15 protein-coding genes and 1 pseudogene are annotated in these 18,666 nt (G+C 38.9%); 10 read left to right on the top strand and 6 right to left on the bottom strand.

Translation table 11 applies throughout. The annotated features are described in order from the left end of the window. The first annotated feature begins 331 nt into the window (after positions 1–331). The gene (locus EAE91_RS18675) at positions 332–922 is read left to right on the top strand and encodes a restriction endonuclease (protein ID WP_244868929.1); all 591 of its coding nucleotides are present in this window, start codon (positions 332–334) and stop codon (positions 920–922) included. Between the two features lie 44 nt (positions 923–966). Here EAE91_RS18675 and EAE91_RS18670 read toward each other — a convergent pair whose 3' ends face one another. Continuing rightward, positions 967–2,589 carry an ATP-dependent nuclease gene (locus EAE91_RS18670; protein ID WP_214089799.1) on the bottom strand — a complete coding sequence of 541 codons (1,623 nt, stop codon included), beginning with the start codon at positions 2,587–2,589 and terminating at the stop codon, positions 967–969. A gap of 1 nt (position 2,590) precedes the next feature. Next, positions 2,591–3,772: a DUF262 domain-containing protein gene (locus tag EAE91_RS18665; protein WP_214089798.1), complete on the bottom strand. Its 1,182-nt coding sequence runs from the start codon at positions 3,770–3,772 to the stop codon at positions 2,591–2,593. Between the two features lie 307 nt (positions 3,773–4,079). Between EAE91_RS18665 and EAE91_RS25235 the strand changes: the two genes are divergently transcribed. Continuing rightward, entirely contained in the window at positions 4,080–4,292 is a 213-nt protein-coding gene (locus EAE91_RS25235) for a hypothetical protein (RefSeq protein WP_214089797.1), read from the top strand. Positions 4,293–4,321: 29 nt separating this feature from the next. Next, positions 4,322–4,708, top strand: a pseudogene (locus EAE91_RS25070) (transposase); the annotation flags it as partial. Positions 4,709–5,056: 348 nt separating this feature from the next. Here the strand turns inward: EAE91_RS25070 and dndE are convergent. Genes dndE through dndB form a run of 4 tightly spaced genes read right to left on the bottom strand, consistent with a single transcriptional unit; the run spans position 5,057 to position 10,122 of the window. Further along, positions 5,057–5,416, bottom strand: a complete 360-nt coding sequence (gene dndE, locus EAE91_RS18655) for a DNA sulfur modification protein DndE (protein WP_214089803.1) — start codon at positions 5,414–5,416, stop codon at positions 5,057–5,059. Then, positions 5,416–7,416, bottom strand: coding sequence for a DNA sulfur modification protein DndD (dndD, locus tag EAE91_RS18650; RefSeq protein ID WP_214089796.1), 2,001 nt, complete (start codon positions 7,414–7,416; stop codon positions 5,416–5,418). The genes dndE and dndD overlap by 1 nt, the downstream gene beginning before the upstream one ends. A gap of 1 nt (position 7,417) precedes the next feature. After that, a complete protein-coding gene (gene dndC / locus EAE91_RS18645; RefSeq protein WP_214089795.1) occupies positions 7,418–9,040 on the bottom strand; it encodes a DNA phosphorothioation system sulfurtransferase DndC in 1,623 nt (540 codons plus the stop codon). Continuing rightward, positions 9,037–10,122 (bottom strand): DNA sulfur modification protein DndB, encoded by a 1,086-nt coding sequence (gene dndB, locus EAE91_RS18640; protein ID WP_214089794.1) that lies wholly within the window; start codon positions 10,120–10,122, stop codon positions 9,037–9,039. Before dndB ends, dndC begins: the two co-directional genes overlap by 4 nt. 591 nt (positions 10,123–10,713) lie before the next feature. On the opposite strand from dndB, the gene EAE91_RS18635 reads away from it, so the two are divergent. The 7 genes from EAE91_RS18635 (at position 10,714) to fni (ending at position 18,666) form a co-directional block, all read left to right on the top strand. Beyond that, a complete protein-coding gene (locus EAE91_RS18635) occupies positions 10,714–10,968 on the top strand; it encodes a hypothetical protein (RefSeq protein ID WP_244868928.1) in 255 nt (84 codons plus the stop codon). A gap of 501 nt (positions 10,969–11,469) precedes the next feature. Continuing rightward, positions 11,470–12,579 carry an S-(hydroxymethyl)glutathione dehydrogenase/class III alcohol dehydrogenase gene (locus EAE91_RS18630; protein ID WP_214089802.1) on the top strand — a complete coding sequence of 370 codons (1,110 nt, stop codon included), beginning with the start codon at positions 11,470–11,472 and terminating at the stop codon, positions 12,577–12,579. A gap of 120 nt (positions 12,580–12,699) precedes the next feature. Further along, on the top strand, positions 12,700–13,548 hold the full coding sequence (fghA, locus tag EAE91_RS18625) for an S-formylglutathione hydrolase (RefSeq protein WP_214089793.1): 849 nt from the start codon (positions 12,700–12,702) through the stop codon (positions 13,546–13,548). A gap of 836 nt (positions 13,549–14,384) precedes the next feature. Continuing rightward, positions 14,385–14,714 (top strand): hypothetical protein, encoded by a 330-nt coding sequence (locus tag EAE91_RS18620; protein ID WP_214089792.1) that lies wholly within the window; start codon positions 14,385–14,387, stop codon positions 14,712–14,714. A gap of 484 nt (positions 14,715–15,198) precedes the next feature. Then, positions 15,199–16,626, top strand: coding sequence for a carotenoid oxygenase family protein (locus EAE91_RS18615; protein WP_214089791.1), 1,428 nt, complete (start codon positions 15,199–15,201; stop codon positions 16,624–16,626). 83 nt (positions 16,627–16,709) lie between these two features. Next, a complete protein-coding gene (locus EAE91_RS18610; protein WP_214089790.1) occupies positions 16,710–17,612 on the top strand; it encodes a polyprenyl synthetase family protein in 903 nt (300 codons plus the stop codon). 22 nt (positions 17,613–17,634) lie between these two features. Beyond that, positions 17,635–18,666: a type 2 isopentenyl-diphosphate Delta-isomerase gene (gene fni / locus EAE91_RS18605; RefSeq protein ID WP_214089789.1), complete on the top strand. Its 1,032-nt coding sequence runs from the start codon at positions 17,635–17,637 to the stop codon at positions 18,664–18,666.

The following is an 18,666-nucleotide window of genomic DNA, read 5'->3' as shown; positions in this document are numbered from 1 at the left end:
GGGCAAACAAGATTCTATCAATATCCAAGCATCATCAGAAATGTCGTAACGTGCCACTATTTTGTTCCTGCATCGAAATCAATCAGATAATAATACTATTAATTGATATTAAGGGACACAGCCTAGTGTCTTATGTGAGCATGGAAAAGCATTATCTCATAAAGATATTTACGATCGAATCATAAGCAAAAATTATTACTCTTTTGGTGCAAAAGAGCCTGTTGCTGTAGTCAGAGGTGAAATTAGAAAACATTGTTATGGAATTGACTTTCCCAGCGCTTCTCCACGAAAAATATTTGTTGAGATTAAACCCTCAGGGCAATCTAAGTCATTGTATAATTTATGGAATGGGCTACCATTTAAAGTTGAGCCAACTAAAAATGAAAAAATAACCAAAGATCAATTACCCGAAGAAATTATACATAACAAATATACTGAACATAGAGATAGCATTAAAAATCAACTCTTCGATGCTATTAATTCTTCCGATACAGCCATTTTTGAACAATTGGTAGTAAATCTTTTATTGAAAATGGGATATGGATGGGATGAGTCTCAGGCAGGAAAAGTTATTGGTGGTGCAGGAGGTGAAGGAATTGATGGAGTTATTAATCAAGATAAGTTAGGTTTGGAGAAAATTTATATTCAGGCCAAAAGATATAATAATAAAAAAGTCTCTCCTAGTGAGATCCGTGAATTTATCGGCTCTATGAATCAGAATGGTGCACATAAAGGAGTATTTTTTTCATCATCGAGCTTTACAGAACAAGCTATTAGTAATGCCAAAAAAGCTCAAGGAATGAATATTGTTTTGGTTGATGGTGAACAGTTATGTAAATATTTATTAGAAAATGGTATGGGTGTAGCGAAAGTCAGCACTTATGAACTTTATGAAATAGACAGGAACTTTTTCGATTTATAATACTAGAAGCCACTATAGTGGCTTCTCAGACCACTGACAACAGATTAACCTGCTGTTATTTCAGCAACAAATCCATTGCTATCAAAATAGAGGCCAAATTTTACATTCATCCCAATAACCAAAGAACATTCAGGAGGCATAATCACTTTATCTTTTTCTAAATAAATATCCTCACCCTCAATATTTAAATAGATTCTGTCCCCTGAAACTTTATTTATTCGTGATGTATGTTTCTTATTATAATTTATCAACGACAAAATAAATAAATGAGAAAGCTTACTATTAACTTCGTCTTTCACCCATTGATCAAAAATTGCCCGCAATAATACTGCAATAGGTATATTGAGCTCTTTGGAAATATTAAGATACCTATCGTGATAATTCTCTGTACTGTTATGTACTACAGAACATTGAATACTATCCAGATCAATTTGCAATTGTGAAGCGATATTCTCCAATTTATCAACCAATATTTCCCAAACAAGTACTTCGGGCGGACAGGCTTTCTTTCCTGGCAAAGCTCCAACATAAATATTCTTACCAATATATTTGGAAATTTTCTTTTGCTGATCTGCATCAAATATCCCAATATAACTTATAGAAAATTTACGTAGAGGCTCATAATGTAAAACTATTTTTTCTATATTAGAATCACACCTTATCGGCAATATCTTATGACTTTTCAAAAATGCGGGCGCAAATTTTGAGAGCAGAAAATTCAAAAATTCGGCAGAAAAATTATCTTCTACAAATATTACACCATCAAGCTGAGGCGTCAATCCCAAAGCAGTAAGATATTTCTCTCTATATCTCGGCTCAACTAAATGGGTTATATCAGAGGTTCGTTTTTGGAGCACTTTCGTATTATCAACGCTAATTTTTGATAATATATGTTCGGAATGGGTAGAAAGCATAACCCATAGTTTATTACTATTTGCTTGCTCGGCAATTCTATCCATCAAATATGTTTGCGTATTTGCAGAGATAAAATTCTCTGGTTCTTCAATAAAAATAATTGAATTCCTTTCACAATTACGAATAAACCACAATATATAAAAAACCGAAAACTCCCCCATTCCCATATCAACATTTGAATATTTTATATCATTACTTAATTCTACTTCAAAATAAGGAAATGTATAATCATCCTCAATAACACCTGTAATTTCCCGAAAAACAATTTTTTTATATTGCTTACCTATTATACGTTCAATTTCAGGTTTCACTCTATCATCATTAAAGGCAATATTCTCACCTTCACCTTCAATAATTTCATTGAAATTACGGGTTTTCCTGATATATTCTAATATTCTAGAACATTCTTGACTCGGTTCTAAATAATAAACATTATCTAATTTATGTTCGCTTTTCTCAGTTAATGTTATATAATTATTATTATAATTTAAATTTATAATAAAATCATAGTTACCAAATCTATCCTCTGGTAGATATTTTTTCTGATTTTTTATCGCATTATAAATGAATTTTAGTAGAGTCGTTTTACCAACACCATTTTTTCCACAAATAGCGGTTATAGCACTTTGAGGCGTTATATTAATATCTTCAAAACCTGATAAATTACTTATAGCTATATTTACTATTCTAGTTTTATACTTTTCGATTTCACTAACATGACGCCAAATATCATTCACTTTAGCACTGCGCATTCTACACCTTCCATTTATCAGAAAGATTCTCAATGAATTCTTTAACATCAAACTCTACTGCATTTATTTTATCAGAAAGTTGCTGAAGATCCTCTCTCTCATCAGCATCAAATATGTCTATTTTGGATTTAAACAGCGAAAAACTAATAATTATATCCCTGATAAGTATCGATGCCGTAGTCATAACTCTTGATGAAGACCTTTCTATATAAATCAACAAAAGTTCTTTTAAGTTATTTTCTTTAGAATTAAAAAAAACATTGATTTCTAATGGAATTGGTTCATTATTTTTTACTGCATTTTTAGCCCTTTCTAGATTAAAAAACGCTCTAAACAAATCATCTTTACACCAAATCAAGCGGTCTTTCTTATCTGAAATCAAATAAATCCAGTTAAGGGAAGATGCTTTCGTTAGATTGATCTCAAAATTATTATAATCTAGCTCTTTTCTTATTTCAGCAAGAATAGAAATTGAAAATTTTAATTTATCAATCACATTTTCGTCAAAGCCTGACTCATCTCTGAATCTATAATTTAGTATCTTATCATTTAATGTAGAGCGTAAAGACTCCTGTTCCAATAGATAACCAACCTTAGCAATTAAGTCATTATAGGCTAACCTTGAATTAGTAAATCCAAGGAGATCCTTATTCACTCCCTGCGACAACATCAAATTAACAAAGTCGGCAGTTTGGCTACGTAACTCACCATAAAGAGAATTACGTTGCTCAGACGAAGTAAGTTTTACTGATTGATTTAATCTATGAAATATTTCACCAGGCTCTCCCGCAGTGTAATCCATCATTTCATAGATAATAAAACGATAAGTGTTGAACTCTCTTTTTATATCTTCATTTAATTGCTTATACTTTTTACCATGTAATACTTGTATTTCATCGTCTAAGGGCTGAATATTCCCATCTATAGAAAACTTATTATCAATAAAATCTCTTATAGCAGTTAACCTCTGTTGCCCATCAAGAACTTCAAAAGTCGCATCATCAATCTTAACTAAATGTATTGGGGGAATTGGCCACTTTCTTAAAATGGTATCAATAAGCATTTTTTTCTTAGCAGAAGACCATACCTCCCCTCGCTGAAAATCCGGACGTGTATTAATCTCGCCCGAGTTTATATCATTATATAAATTTATTACTTTATCCTTTCTATCTTCTATTTTCATAAGGTACGCTCATTTAAAATAATCAATTACGTACAAAATCTTAGTTCCTAAAGCCTATAATTTAGTTGAAACATAATATCTCTAACCTGTAATCGCTCTTGATCAGTAGGCTTAACCAGATTTTTACTAGCGATTATGTACAATATTATTTACATATTCAATCCCTATATCAAGAGTTAGCAGGTGCTAGTCAGTTCCTACACTAAAGAGCTGTGCCAAATAGTAGATCAGTTAAGGGAACTCAATCCGGTTTTAGTGATCTTGCTCAATCACTGAAAAGAAAAAATCTACCCAACCGGACTGAATTATGTCAATCATAGCACCTATACTCTGTGATGAACGACGAATGATGCAAAGCCCGCTGGAGCACAGAAATCATGACCTCATGATTAATCATCTATTATTCCGGCTCGCACTTCATCCGAGAACCTTGCGAAAAGAGTTGTCAGGTTCATCGCTGGTCTGGCAGAGAACAGCTCCGACACTACACTTGCGTGACCCGATAAAAGAACCGCGATAAATCAGATACTGAGCCAGTGCAACGCCCAACATCCGGTTTTTTACGAAGACAAAGTGGACATCGACCTGAACTCCAAAATCGGTGCTGACTGGCAGGTAAAAGGGCAACAGAAATGGATAGCCACGCCGGACTTACCGCCGAGCGAAAACAATAACCCAGATAGCCGATAATTTTACTATTCACAAAAATCATTAGGTCCAGTTATGGCTGACAAAAAACCCGAAGTTCACATTGCCTTACCAACCAGTTTATTCTCCGTGGATGAATAAAATCGAATTACTATAGTTAATTCTGCACGAAACAGTGACTCTCAATCATCAACGAAAATATCTCTGGCAGTTACAACAGGGCGTCCGTCAGTTTATGGTGGTTGCCTCACCTTTTCCAGGGCAAAATATGGACTGGCAAAATTGTAATAATATTAGGTACATTTATTTATAAAACTCCGGTCAACTTTTTATTAGTTATCTTTTCAGATAAATATCTTTCGCTAATTAAATATTAGTCAGCATAACTATAAAAATTATGATAGTGATTCTTTATATAGATATTTAACCCATTATTTCATCTAGTAAAAACATATCATTAAATCCTGTCATTAGTACTCTTTCTTTGGAAAACATAGGGTTTATAATAACTTTTGAATGATTTTTTTGATTATTTAAACTGTAATGCTGTAGTTGAAAACAATATCAAAACATTATTAAGTTGCAATAAAGTACCATCTAACCATATAGGTAGATGGTACTTTTACTGAACTACACCTAAGCAGAAATTCCCTGAACAAAATCCCTTAAACTACGATAATTTCGTAATGCGGCAATCCCATCCTCAATGTGTGCTGCCCATGCCTTAATTAACTCTTTTTGTTCCAAATGAGGATAAAGCATTTTCAATACCAGCTCAGTGACTTGGAGTGTTTCACCTAACCAAGTGATTTTATCTAGCACTAATGTACCGTCTAACTTTTTGCTATCTCCTGCTGGAAAGTAGCGGAATCCCCCTTCCACTGAACAGAAAAAAGCTAAACGAGCAGAAACATTGGGCGTTAAACCAGTATAAATTTTCAACCGCTTAAGTTGATCTTCAGTCTGGCGACTAAGTTGCATTCGATTAGGAAGCATCATATGACCTCCTTAGTCAATTTCCAGAAATAGCCAGGTTTTAGAGAAGATGATTTAGTGTGGGCATTAAATATAATCTCATACGCATGCGAAATATCATCACGCAGCTGATCGACAAAGTAACGTTCATCGACTTCTGTATCAGTGGACAATAATACTACTTGATGACTGGCATAAGGAAAGTAGTAATTAATCAATTTATCCCTATGCTTAGAATCAAGACGCCCCAAAGGGGTATCTATAATGACAGGTAGGTCTCGTCCAGACGTTTTAGCTAGTGCTTCGAGAATCGCGATAGCGTAGATTTGTTTTTCTCCCGCAGAGAGAGATTTACGATTAATAATCGACTTATTTTCATCCACTAATTCAACATCAAAGGTATCCGAATTGATGTGAGCATGAAGTTGTAAGTCCTCTTTACGAGCTAGTTTCTGATAAGCAACTTCGAAGTTTTTTGTGAGTGTTTTTACTCGTGCTTGTGTCAAAACGTCGCTGTAGCAATTAAGCAAATTAATAGTTTCTTGCGCATTTTTAAATGCACTGGAAAGACCATGTTGAGTACGGGCAATGTCATGTACTTTTTGTACTCGACGGACATAATCCAGCTGTTGCTGTTTTGTTCTTTTAGCCTCTTCCAGTAACGAACAATATTTTTGACGCTGAGCTTCACGTTGCTGATCAAATTCGCGTAGTTTCTGAAAAATATCAATCAATTGATCATCTTCTGGTGCCCGAGCAATATTAGCAGCCGCTTGTTCCAGTTGCTGCTCAATATCGGCCAGTTGGTTTCTATAAAGATCAAACCTTTTCCATGCCTTTTTACTACCTTGTTCAATAGACTGCTGTAGCATGCCTGCTTCACGTTCAGAGATATCAAACAATAAATCTCCGTTAGGTTTGGCAGACATATAATCATGCAAATTATCCGTGATAGCTTCAACAGCAATTTTGCTAGTAGTACTGGATCGTAAAGCGATATCTTGCTTAAGTTGCTCCAAAAACTTAACAAGCTCTTTTTCGAAACTCTTCGCCTGCTTGATTTTTGCTTCATCAGAAATTTGTTTAAGTAACCTGGACAATATCCGTGGTGCTAAAGCATAGGGCAGCAAGCCGTCACATTCCTGGCGTAAGACTTTCTCAAGGTGATCCTTTTCTTTTAACAATGTTTCAACTTTATGTTTTTCCTGTGCCTTAGTTTGTGCGAAAGCACCGCCTTGTGCATTTAGCAAACCTTCATATCGAGTGATATCTTTGGTTAGTAACTCAATGCGAGCCTTAACAAAATCTGCATTTTCCAGATACTTTTCCGTCCGGAGGGATAACTCTTTAATTTGAGTTTCCAGTGCCATAAGTTGCTGTTGATCAGTACCATCTAATTGATTGGACTGTTGACGCTTTACAAATATAACTAAATCATTGCGAAGTTTAGCAATGAGATCTAGTCCCAGCAGGCGGCGCACAGCAGTACGTAAGATGTTGCCAGATTCATCTTCTGCCAGTTCTGCAATTTTCTCTCCGTCAAAAAAGAAAAGATCGGCAATACCATGAGGGATTAATTCGTTCAAAAACCCTTGGCATTGTTCGTAATTCATTTCACTGAGTATATGCTCATCTTGTTGTAGAACAAGACGATCTTTTTTACCTTTTTGCCATGTACGAGTTACAGTAAATTCAGCTTCTTTGCCACCTTTATTATAAGTAAAAGTCAGCTCTACTGATGCTTCTTCTGGGTTTTGAATACAGTCAGCCCCTTTATGAATCAAAGCACTAAGCTGTTCGATATACTCTTGTTGCTGGACTGCATGGCCAAACGCCAGTCGGCCATACAAAGCTAACCTGATAGCTGTCAGAATTGATGTTTTCCCAGCACCATTTAAACCGCCAAACAACACAATAGGGCGATTATTACTGTCGTTAGGACGCTTTCTGGGAGCCAAATCGACAATATGAGTACCATTGAATACCCGGAAATTATGCAGCACCAATTGCTTAATTAACACTCTATTTTACCTCATTAGTGTGCATAGATAATTCTCCAGCAGCTATAATTCTGCGCTGCAAAACTTGAAGTTCAGCTTCAAGTTTTTGTACTTCTTCCTGATGAATATCACGTTCATTGCGTTTCTGTAATGTTGCCTGCTTCTGTTGTATCTCTTCCAAGCTTCCCCAGTCCTGCTTCAAGATGTTGCCTAATTTATCAAAAATCCCCTGACGTCGGCTCAATCCTTCCATTGAAACTTCCAGCTCAATCAGCTTCATCACCATCTCAGGTACAACATCAAATCCCTGTGCTATTTGTACCAGTAAATCAGCATCACTAGCATCAAAACGAGATTGGTCATCAATAACCCAATCTAAATCACGTTGATATACATAGCGATAGATACCTGGTAATGAATCGTACCAGTCAGGCTCATTGGGATCTTTCAACCATTCTTGTCGAATAGCGTGAAGTTCAGGTTCTGTAATTAGGGTAATTTGATATCCCTTAGCGTTTAAATCACGCTCAATTCCCAGTAGTTCTTTCAGCCACTGTTGCCGGTATTTCAACCAATAAGGCCCAGGTACATGCTTGCGTTCCGCACTAAAATCCTCACCTTCCTTTGCATACTGATAACTAACTTTACCTGTTCTACGCTTATAATTGCGGAAAGTATCCTTTTGCTCAGGATCGGTAGTAAAAGCCAATAGATCGCGGAATTTGAGCAAGGGCATCATCCAATCTTCTCCATTCTGGATTAGGCTTTCCATTGCTTTATCTTTTGTTACAACTGTGCATGTCCAGCAACCAAAGCGAGAATTCCCACATGAAGGAGTACTATCATCAATCACTAAGGGACACTCACCTTGCGCGGAAGAATCCATGTATAAAGTCCACAAAGGACGATTATTCCCCCCCCATGGGCTTTCCCACTCTTCAATGTCGTCTGGTGCATAGCGGTATGCGCCTCGCAGTAATTTCCATACATCTTCCACATCCCAAGTGTCGATAGGCGTATAGATGAATGCGTTAGGCAGAGTAGTATGCCGAGCAAGGCGAGAACCATCAATTTTGTGTTTTGCGATAACCTGTGCACGCGATGCACTTTCACTACTGCGAGACCCCAAAACAACGATAACTTCATCAAATTGGCTGACTTTCTCTTTAATAAAATCACTTACCGGATTGATTTTCATGCGCTCAGTACACCAGCGGAAACTGCGGGTCGGTGCTGGATAGCCTTTACCAAGTAGGTTAACCCAGAATGTTTCATTAGTTTTCGGCATGACTGGATGTTGCGTTATCGGTAGCCCATCTCGTCTTGCTCCCGACTCTATTTGTTGCATAGTTTTCTTGATCAAATCGACTACAACAGGTGTTTCCACCAATGTATCTGATGACACAACAAAAACATCTTTATTGCGCATTTCTGGTGGAAGCCCCAACAATGCCAGATAAACCAGTGTTATAACTGCACTGGAGTCTTTCCCACCACTATAACCAATTACCCATGGACGTTTGTCTGTACAATAGATGCGTTGCACTTCGGAAACATATTCTGCCAGAGGTCGTCCGGCAAATTTTTCATCGTTAATAAAATCTTCAAAATCACCCAGATCGTGGGCTTGAATCAGTTTACTCATGAGACAACCATTTGAGCTTCGAGCTCTTGCTCTTCCGGAGTAAGAGGGAGTGAAAGTGCGGTTTTCAGCGCATTGCAGGTTAGCTGAATAGCGGTATTGGTTTTACTTAGTTTTCCGTGTTGCATCGCACGCTTGATTAGTTCGGGATTACTTTTACGCCAGTCAAATAATTTAAGACTGGTGATTTTGTGTTGCCAGTCCTCCGGTGCTTCAAGTAGCAAGCTACGTCCCAGTAACCCCAGAGCTTGGAGGCCGATACCATGCGCATGAACAAATTCTTGGCGTAACTGTGCCGGAGACACTTCTTTTTTGGCTGCAAGTTGCCAGTCAGGCATAACCTGAAAAATGGTCTGCCAGTATAGAGTAGCAATGTGGGTGCTTTCTTCAATATCACTATCTCTGGGGTCTCGCCCTAACAGAGCTCGGGTAGCTTGTTTAATGCTACTCAATGTAAACAATTTATTAGACAATGTGCTTATGCTGGACTTTTCTAGCTCTGTTAATCCAATAAAGGGTTCTACAGACATTGCCAGATAACGAGCTAGGTTTGAGCTAATATCCCGGTGGTCGTAAAGTGTTGAAAGCGAAGGGCTTGGTCTGATGGCGTATTTATTCAGATCAGCAAACATTTGTTGGCTTCGTTTAAGCCCTTCATCCACAAAAAACAGGACCGGAATATTATCCTGTCCTAACTCAGGGCGCTCTTCCAATGCATCCTCAATCGCTTTACGACGGTGCTGACCATCATTGATTAAAATTTGTGCTTCCATGGGAACACGCAATGTCCCGAGGTTGTTAGACCTCGGAAATTCATCAAACTGTACATCAACAGCTATAGATGCAGTTAAGGCCGAGAATACATAGTCCCTCGGATTTTCAAGCAAGTAACGAACCATCTCAGGGATACGAGCTTTGTTCAGTGTACGTTGTGCTCGTAATTCAGGAGGCACTTCATTCTCATCAAAACTGAAAATCTTAGGAATAATGCGCATCGGGCAAGTGGCGATATAGAACGGTCGTCCAGCCTGAACACCACGCACTGCGGGGAATGAGTAGAAATAGTCTGTATCAAAATATACCATGCTTGCTTCCTGGCTAACTTAGTATTGAATTTACGTAATAAATTACGTATTTTTAAACGAATAGTATCTTTTTTACGTTAAAAAATGAAATTTTTTTAACCTTGATGGGTGTAGGAGATACAGATCAACAAATCCATTCAGCCAGTAACTGCGGGAGCGTATGATGTTGTCGGGGCTAAAAACCACTGAGCGAGCTTTCTCCACAGAAAAGCAGTTTTATGCTGAAATATTCCGGAACAACTACACGAGACGGTTGCCATCCTCTGGTTACTTAACCAAAAGATCAAGATAAAACCCAACGAGCAGTGGAGCTGGCCTTCTGCGCAACCCACAGCACAGCGGTATCACCATACCAATCAAAAAAATGAAAATATTATTATATAAAAAATATCTCATTAGATTGGCATTATAAAGAAAAAATGGTGACTATATTAAACACCTAACAAAAAAATTACTTATTTTTCGTGCTAATTAAGATGATTTTTGTTTTCTCCAAAATACCAATAGGAGACTGTTATGGCATTACAAGAAATTGGAAAGATGAGTCTTAAAAACTCAGGTGGATTTATTGCTAGAATCTAATTTAGTTATATGGATGGCGACGGTGAAAAGCATTTAAGTAATAAAGGTAATGATATTAATCTTGGCGCAACAAAAACTGCTGACCCAAGCGCTCTTGGTGTTCCTGATGGGGCAATGATTTTTATGCATGTGTCTGTAGTATGGGGAAATGATAATGAAGCTCGTCAAACTTTTTTATACAAAAAAGGAAGTCAATTGACTGCGAGTTATGTTATCAATGGTACGACATTAAATAATTATCTCGGCTTGATCGATGTTGCGTAATACATATAGGCACTCTATTTATGAGGGATTTTTTATAAATTAATTACATTTCACATCTTATCCCTTCAATTACAGCACACCTGATAAAACTAGAAATTTAACTCTGTGGAAACATTGGACTCCCCTTAGTCTAGTAAACACCTCTAGCTTATTTAGTGAATAACTCCCAAGAATCTTATTGCTTAACCAATACTTTGCCAGCCAGTAGAACTATATTGAATATTATGGAACTCGCAATAGCCGGTGCAAAGTTAAGTTTTTCTCCACAGCCCGCCTTTTCCTGAAAGGACATCTATGACCATGACTAATCATAGTTTTCCAATTATCTCTAGTAAGCTATTTTCAAAACACGTATTAATGTTAAAATTTTTGTACCATTTCTACAGATGCGAAATCATATTCTTAACAAACTATTACAAAGATATCTTCGCTGATAACCCGATTGACTTTATTAATCTGTATCCGCAAACGCGTAGCACTGTCTATTCAGAAGGAGAATTTATGAAATCAAGAGCTGCTGTTGCATTCGGACCGGGCCGTCCCCTTGAAGTCGTTGAAATCGATGTAGCCCCGCCCCAAGCCGGTGAAGTGCTGGTCAAAATCAGTCATACCGGTGTGTGTCATACGGATGCCTTCACCCTGTCAGGGGATGATCCGGAGGGCGTTTTTCCTGTCATACTCGGGCATGAAGGTGCCGGCGTAGTCATTGAGGTTGGTGAAGGCGTCACCAGCGTCAAACCCGGTGATCACGTTATCCCTCTTTATACCGCAGAATGCGGAGAGTGCCTGTTCTGCAAATCAGGAAAAACCAATCTGTGTGTGTCCGTGCGAGCAACTCAAGGAAAAGGCGTAATGCCGGACGGCACAACCCGTTTTTCCTACAAAGGGCAGCCTATTTATCATTATATGGGATGCTCCACATTCAGCGAATACACAGTCGTAGCCGAAGTATCACTGGCAAAAATCAACCCAGCAGCAAATCATGAGGAAGTGTGCCTACTGGGTTGCGGTGTCACTACCGGCATCGGTGCCGTGCATAATACCGCTAAAGTACAGTCCGGTGATTCCGTTGCCGTCTTTGGGCTCGGCGGCATTGGCCTTGCCGTGATCCAAGGCGCTCGTCAGGTAAAAGCTGGCAGGATCATTGCCATCGATACAAATCCGGCAAAATTTGAGCTGGCAAGACAGTTCGGTGCAACCGACTGCCTGAACCCAAATGATTACGACAAACCTATTCAACAAGTCATTATCGAGATGACGGAATGGGGAGTGGATCATACCTTTGAGTGTATTGGTAATGTCAATGTGATGCGTGCCGCGCTCGAAAGCGCACACCGTGGTTGGGGGCAATCAGTGATTATCGGTGTGGCCGGCGCAGGACAAGAAATATCAACCCGACCATTCCAACTGGTCACTGGTCGTTCGTGGCGAGGCACCGCCTTTGGTGGTGTCAAAGGCCGCAGTCAATTGCCTAAAATGGTGGAAGAGGCAATGAAAGGTGAAATTGAGTTAAAGCCTTTTGTGACTCACACCTTGCCGCTCGAACGCATCAATGAAGCATTCGATCTAATGCATGAGGGAAAATCCATTCGTACAGTTATCCATTACTAAGCTGTTCTAAGGGAGTTAAAGACCATGCTGTAATAAGCGGTTTTTAACAAAACAGGAAACGATAGCCTCAGGTTCACCGTCAAATGAGTGAACCTGTAAGTTTTACAGAGAGGAAAAAGAATGGAGAGGATTGAACGCCACGCTTGTTTTGGGGGATGGCAGGATGTTTATCAGCATGAATCGACCGTGCTTGGCTGTACCATGAATTTTGCAGTCTACCTTCCTCCTCAGGCTGAACATCAAAAATTACCGGTGCTGTATTGGCTCTCAGGCTTAACATGTAATGAACAGAATTTCATCACAAAAGCGGGAGCTCAACGCTACGCAGCCGAACAGGGTATTATCCTTGTCGCCCCAGATACCAGCCCTCGCGGTGAGAAAGTTGCAGATGATGACGCCTATGATTTGGGTCAGGGAGCCGGTTTTTACCTCAACGCAACACAAGATCCTTGGGCACCGCACTATCGCATGTATGATTATGTGGTGTCAGAGCTACCAATACTGATCGAAGCACACTTTCCGGTAACAACCGCTCGGGCCATCAGTGGTCATTCTATGGGCGGTCATGGCGCACTGATGATCGCGCTACGCAATCCAGATCGTTACCACAGCGTATCGGCCTTTTCACCGATTGTTGCTCCCTCTCAGGTTCCTTGGGGAGAAAAAGCTTTTCGTGCTTATCTGGGCGAAGATCGTGACACATGGAAAGCCTATGACACAATCGAGCTGCTAACCAATAGTGCCAAATCATTGCATATGCTAATTGATATCGGTACCGACGACCCATTTCTTGAAGAGCAATTACGTCCTGAGCTGTTGAAGAATGTATGCGAAAACAGTGGGCATTCCTACACGCTGAACCTACGCACCGGTTATGATCATAGCTACTATTTCGTCGCCAGTTTTATCGGCGAGCATATCGCATATCATGCCAACGTATTGAAGGGAACTTGTTCTGATAATCAATAAATTACATACGAATTCAGACAAAAAGCCCTAGGTTAACAAGGTAGTAAAGAAATTTTTTCCCTATTTACCTTGGGCCAATCCTGTAGAGCAGGCCGCTGGTTTGAAGTGCGTTCTCCAGCGGCATCCCACCAAATCTTGCAACAACTTTATGAGGAGTTACTCGAATAGCTTAATAAGGGAAGAAGATATTAGGAACAAACTTTTTATCGGTGACAAAATGGAAAATAAGATTCGTTATGAATAAACTGAATAATCTCCCACATCAGGAATTAGGATATTAAACACCTAATGAATTATTTTTAAATTAAAAAATTATCTTATAATTTTAGATAAAGTCATTTTAGCTTATTATGCAAATATACAGACTTTAATTAAATGTTAAGAAATAAATCATTGTCATAAACCAATGAGATAATCTACCGAGAAAAGATCAGGATATAAAACATCTAATAAGTTATTAAAGAAACACGAAATTATTTACTCACGGTGTAATTATGTTGCAATTACCATGCAAAACCACTAAGCATTATAAATTGAAATTATTACTAATCAAAACAATAAAGTCATGTTGTATAAAAATAAATATCTCATTTTATTGTGTTGTAAAGAAAAAATAGGAACCATATTACATATCTAATGAAAGAAAATTACTCATTTTAGTCCTTGTTAAAATAATTTTTGTTTTTTATAAAACACACATAACAATTATTTGTCCTAGTGGTTTTAATGTGTTATTTATTTCACAGATTAAGATTTACTTTTATTTAACATATCTTAGACGGCTTATGTAATTGAATAGCTAAATGTTATTAATTTTTTCTCAAAAGGAGACTGTAATGACATTACAAGAAATTGGCAAGATGAGTCTTAAAAATTCAGGTGGATTTGTTGCAAGAATCCAATTTAGTTATATGGATGGCGACGGCGAAAAGCATTTAAGTAAACAAGGTAATAATATTACTCTTGGATTAACAGATACTGTTGACCCTGGCGATCTTGGAGTTCCTGATGGCTCAATAGTTTTTATGCATGTGTTTGTAGTATGGGGAAATGATAATGAAGCCCGTAAAGCTTTTTTATACAAAAAAGGAAGCCAAGTACTTGCCAGCTATAATATTAGTGGCACGACATTAAGCAATGATCTTGGTTTGATCGATATTTTGTAATATATACCCGTCATCTTTCAAGTTGCCTCTTTGTTGGCTGTACTCACTCACCCCGGTCACATAGTTTTCTATGCTCCCGGGGATTCGCTCCCTTGCCGCCGCGATGCATCTTGAAATCTATAAGGTATACATAAACCTTCCATTTTTAAACTGTCTCCCTATGTACGGGTTGGTGTCCAACATTTGGGGAACAGTTCATGCTTGCACTCTCTCATGTTCCAAGCCTGAGTACACGTTTATCTGGCGTTACTCCTAATGTTTCAGTCACCCTTCTACATGTACGCCATCACACCAAAGGTGTGTTACTGTTTATAGTTATAGAAAAATTCTTCCTCGTGATTTCAGTTACAAAAATCCCTTTGGAAAAAAATAGTTCTGTTCATCTTCAATACAGTACTGTTATTTTAGTATAGTTATATCTTCTTATAGAGCTCCGGTATTAAATCATTACCTATTATTCGGTTGGAAATATAGAGGTGAAGACTTGAGCAACGTTGTATTCTCGAAAAACCATATTAACCCCTTTCAATCTCAGTTGGAGGAACTTGATTCAAAATTAGTTCCTATTGAGGGAGAGGTTCCTTCAGAGTTAAAAGGTACTTTCTTTAGAATTGGTCCCGGTCGCCTGCATAGAGGAGACGAATATTATAATCATCCATTTGATGGGGATGGGATGATATTTAAAATAACGTTCAGTGATAATGGGATATTCTATAGAAACAGACATGTGTTAACAAAGGAATATTTAAAAGAGGAAGAAGCTCAAAGGTTACTGTATCGCTCGATTGGAACAGTCCCCAGAAAACTAAAACTCAGGATGAGATTTTTTATTATTAAAAATCCAGCAAATACAAATATTGTGTATCACTCTCATAAACTTCTGGCGTTATGGGAAGGAGGGATGCCACATTTAATTAATCCGGTAACTCTTGAGACAATTTCAAAATATGACTTTTCTGGAAAGCTAAGAGCACGATTTTCTTTCCTTCCCAAACTTAACCTTCGTGAAGTACCATTTACAGCACATCCTAAAAAAATACCAAACGATGATAATTTGTATGGATTTGGTGTGACATATGGTATTGGATCTAAGTTGACGCTATACAAAATAGACAGTGCCGGCGACATGATGGTTATACGCAACATTCCGCTTAAGAAAAGGTATTTAATTCATGATTTCATAGTGACAAAAAATTACTTTTTATTTTTTTTAGGTGGGCCGCATATCAATCTTAAGTTGAGGAATGTAATTGGCAATGAAAGCATCCTTGCATCCATGAATTCACGTGAAAGTGAAGATGGCCGGGTTCTTTTAGTTTCAAGAGAATGCCATGATGCGAAATTCTATGATGCAGTTCCTGGATTTATTTTTCATTTCGCAAATGGTTATGAAGATGCCGATGGAAATGTGATTTTCGACGCCTCATTTTGGAGGTCATTCCCAGTATTTACACAGAACATATTTAAAAATAATAGTTCAGAACTTTGTCGTTTTACTTTATGCACTGCATCCGGGAATGTTGATAAAGAAATTTTATTCAGGGGGAATACTGATTTCCCAGCCATAAACCCTACAGTCTGTGGTAGACAGCACAGATATGCCTGGTTCGTTTGTTGGGGGGATTCTGAAAGTGAAGGGAGATCAATAATTAAATTTGATTGTTTTGATAAGAGTGTATTAAGCCACAGTTTTGATAATGATTTTCCGGAAGAACCTGTTTTTGTAGCCAAACCGGGTGCGGTTAAAGAAGATGATGGTTGGCTTATTTTTAAGGTTTATGTCGAAAAATTGCACTGTACAGATGTCGTAGTTTTAAATGCTGATGATCTCTCAATGGCGTGCAGATTACGTTTGCCGCACCATATTCCAATGGGAATGCATCACTGCTGGATAAATGAAGTTATGCTATAAGCCGGAAGCCTATTGTAATAATAAGCTTATCATTGTTTTTCAAATGGCTTAGCGAAATTATTTACGTGATTTGGGAAATATTTATGAACGTCAGTACTGCACGAGCTATGAATTACGAAGAGACATTACTGGAGCTACAGAGTGCGCTACAACAGCACCTAGAACTGGTACTTCCTTCAGGAGCGCCAGATGATAAAGTCTGCGCAGCCATGCGAGAAAGTACACTAGTTTCTGGAAAACGTGTCCGCCCCCTCTTATTGCTACTCATAGTCCTGGATCTTGGAGAAAACCCTAGGAAGACTGACTTTCTACAACTGGCATCCGCAATTGAAATAGTGCATGCAGCCTCATTAATTTTAGACGATCTTCCCTGTATGGATAATGCCGAGTATCGGCGCGGACGCCCGGCTATTCATCGGCAGTATGGTGAAAGTGTAGCGATCCTAGCGGCTGTAGCCTTGCTGAGCCGGGCTTTTGGCCTCATTGTAGAAACAAACCTTTCTGAATACGATAAATCTGCTGCTGTCGCCATACTTTCCCATGCAGTGGGTTTAAACGGTCTTGTCCAAGGGCAGTTTCGCGATCTGAACAATACATTATGTGCTGGTAATTATCATGCCATTGCTACCACCAACGATTTAAAAACGGGTTTGCTTTTCGACACAACATTTCAGTTAGCAGCAATTGCTGTGAATGCACCTGATATAATTCGCCAAGCATTGCGTCATGTATCACAACATCTGGGGCAAGCGTTTCAATTACTGGATGACTTGAGCGATGACTTGAATAATACAGGGAAAGATATGTATCAGGATAAGGAAAAGTTAACAATGGTTACGCTGCTCGGAAAATCTAAAGTGCATAAACAATTACGCAGGCACATCAGATACATTGATAAATATTTGGCGGTGGTGTATCGCAGAAATTTAGCTTCACGATATTTTATACGACACTGGTTTGATAAAAATATTGCGATGTTTAATTAATTTCAACCTTGGCCCGAAAAAAATGAAAAAGATCGATCACACTCAGCGCAAGAATGAGCATCTGGATATTATATTCCGTCCTCCTCAAACTGAGTCCCAAGTAAGTACGGGGTTTGCTGAGTGGCGATTTCAGCATTGTGCTCTGCCAGAATTGGATCTAGACAGTATAGATCTTAAGTGTTCCCTCTTTGGAAAAATTTTGCAGGCACCACTGCTCATAAGCTCTATGACCGGAGGGGTTCATCGTGCTCATGCGATTAATCATCATCTTGCAGAAGCAGCTCAAGTACTGGGAATTTCAATGGGGGTCGGGTCGCAACGTGTTGCTCTTGAAAATGAAGCAAACGATGGGCTTAGTCGCTCACTACGCCAGATAGCTCCTGATATTCCCCTTTTCGCTAATCTCGGGGCAGCCCAAATTCGTGGCGAGCGTGGGTTTAATTATGCTCTGCGAGCAGTACAGATGATTGAAGCCGATGCTCTAATTATCCATCTGAATCCGCTACAGGAGGCGCTGCAACAGGAAGGAGACCGTAACTGGTGCCATATTCTATATGCTATTGAACAACTCGTAACAAAACTTGGGGTTCCTATAATTGTTAAAGAAGTAGGTTCAGGTTTATCGCTTCCTGTCGCACGCCAATTGGCAGAAGCTGGAGTCAGTATGCTGGATATAGCCGGGGCTGGGGGAACCAGTTGGGCAGCGATTGAAGCAGAACGAGCATCCACACCGTATCACCGCGCATTAGCTATGGCATTTGCTGACTGGGGAATTCCGACCGCGACAGCACTGCGTGAAATACGCGAGGCACTTCCAAATATGCCACTGATCGCCTCTGGCGGTATCAGAAATGGTGTTGATGCTGCCAAAGCTTATTGCATGGGGGCACAATTGGTCGGCCAAGCCGCTGCCGTCATACATAGCGCAGCCCTCTCCACTGATGCAGTTATAGAACATTTCCAATTAATTATTGAGCAGATAAAAATCGCCTGCTTTTGCACAGGGAGCGCCGATATTGCTGCGCTGCGTACAGCTATTTTGCTACCAACATGA

The organism is Photorhabdus noenieputensis (genome assembly GCF_018448935.1).
Lineage (GTDB): Bacteria > Pseudomonadota > Gammaproteobacteria > Enterobacterales > Enterobacteriaceae > Photorhabdus > Photorhabdus noenieputensis.
The sequence above is the reverse complement of the archived record's forward strand: the minus strand, read 5'-3'. Positions and strand labels throughout refer to the sequence as shown.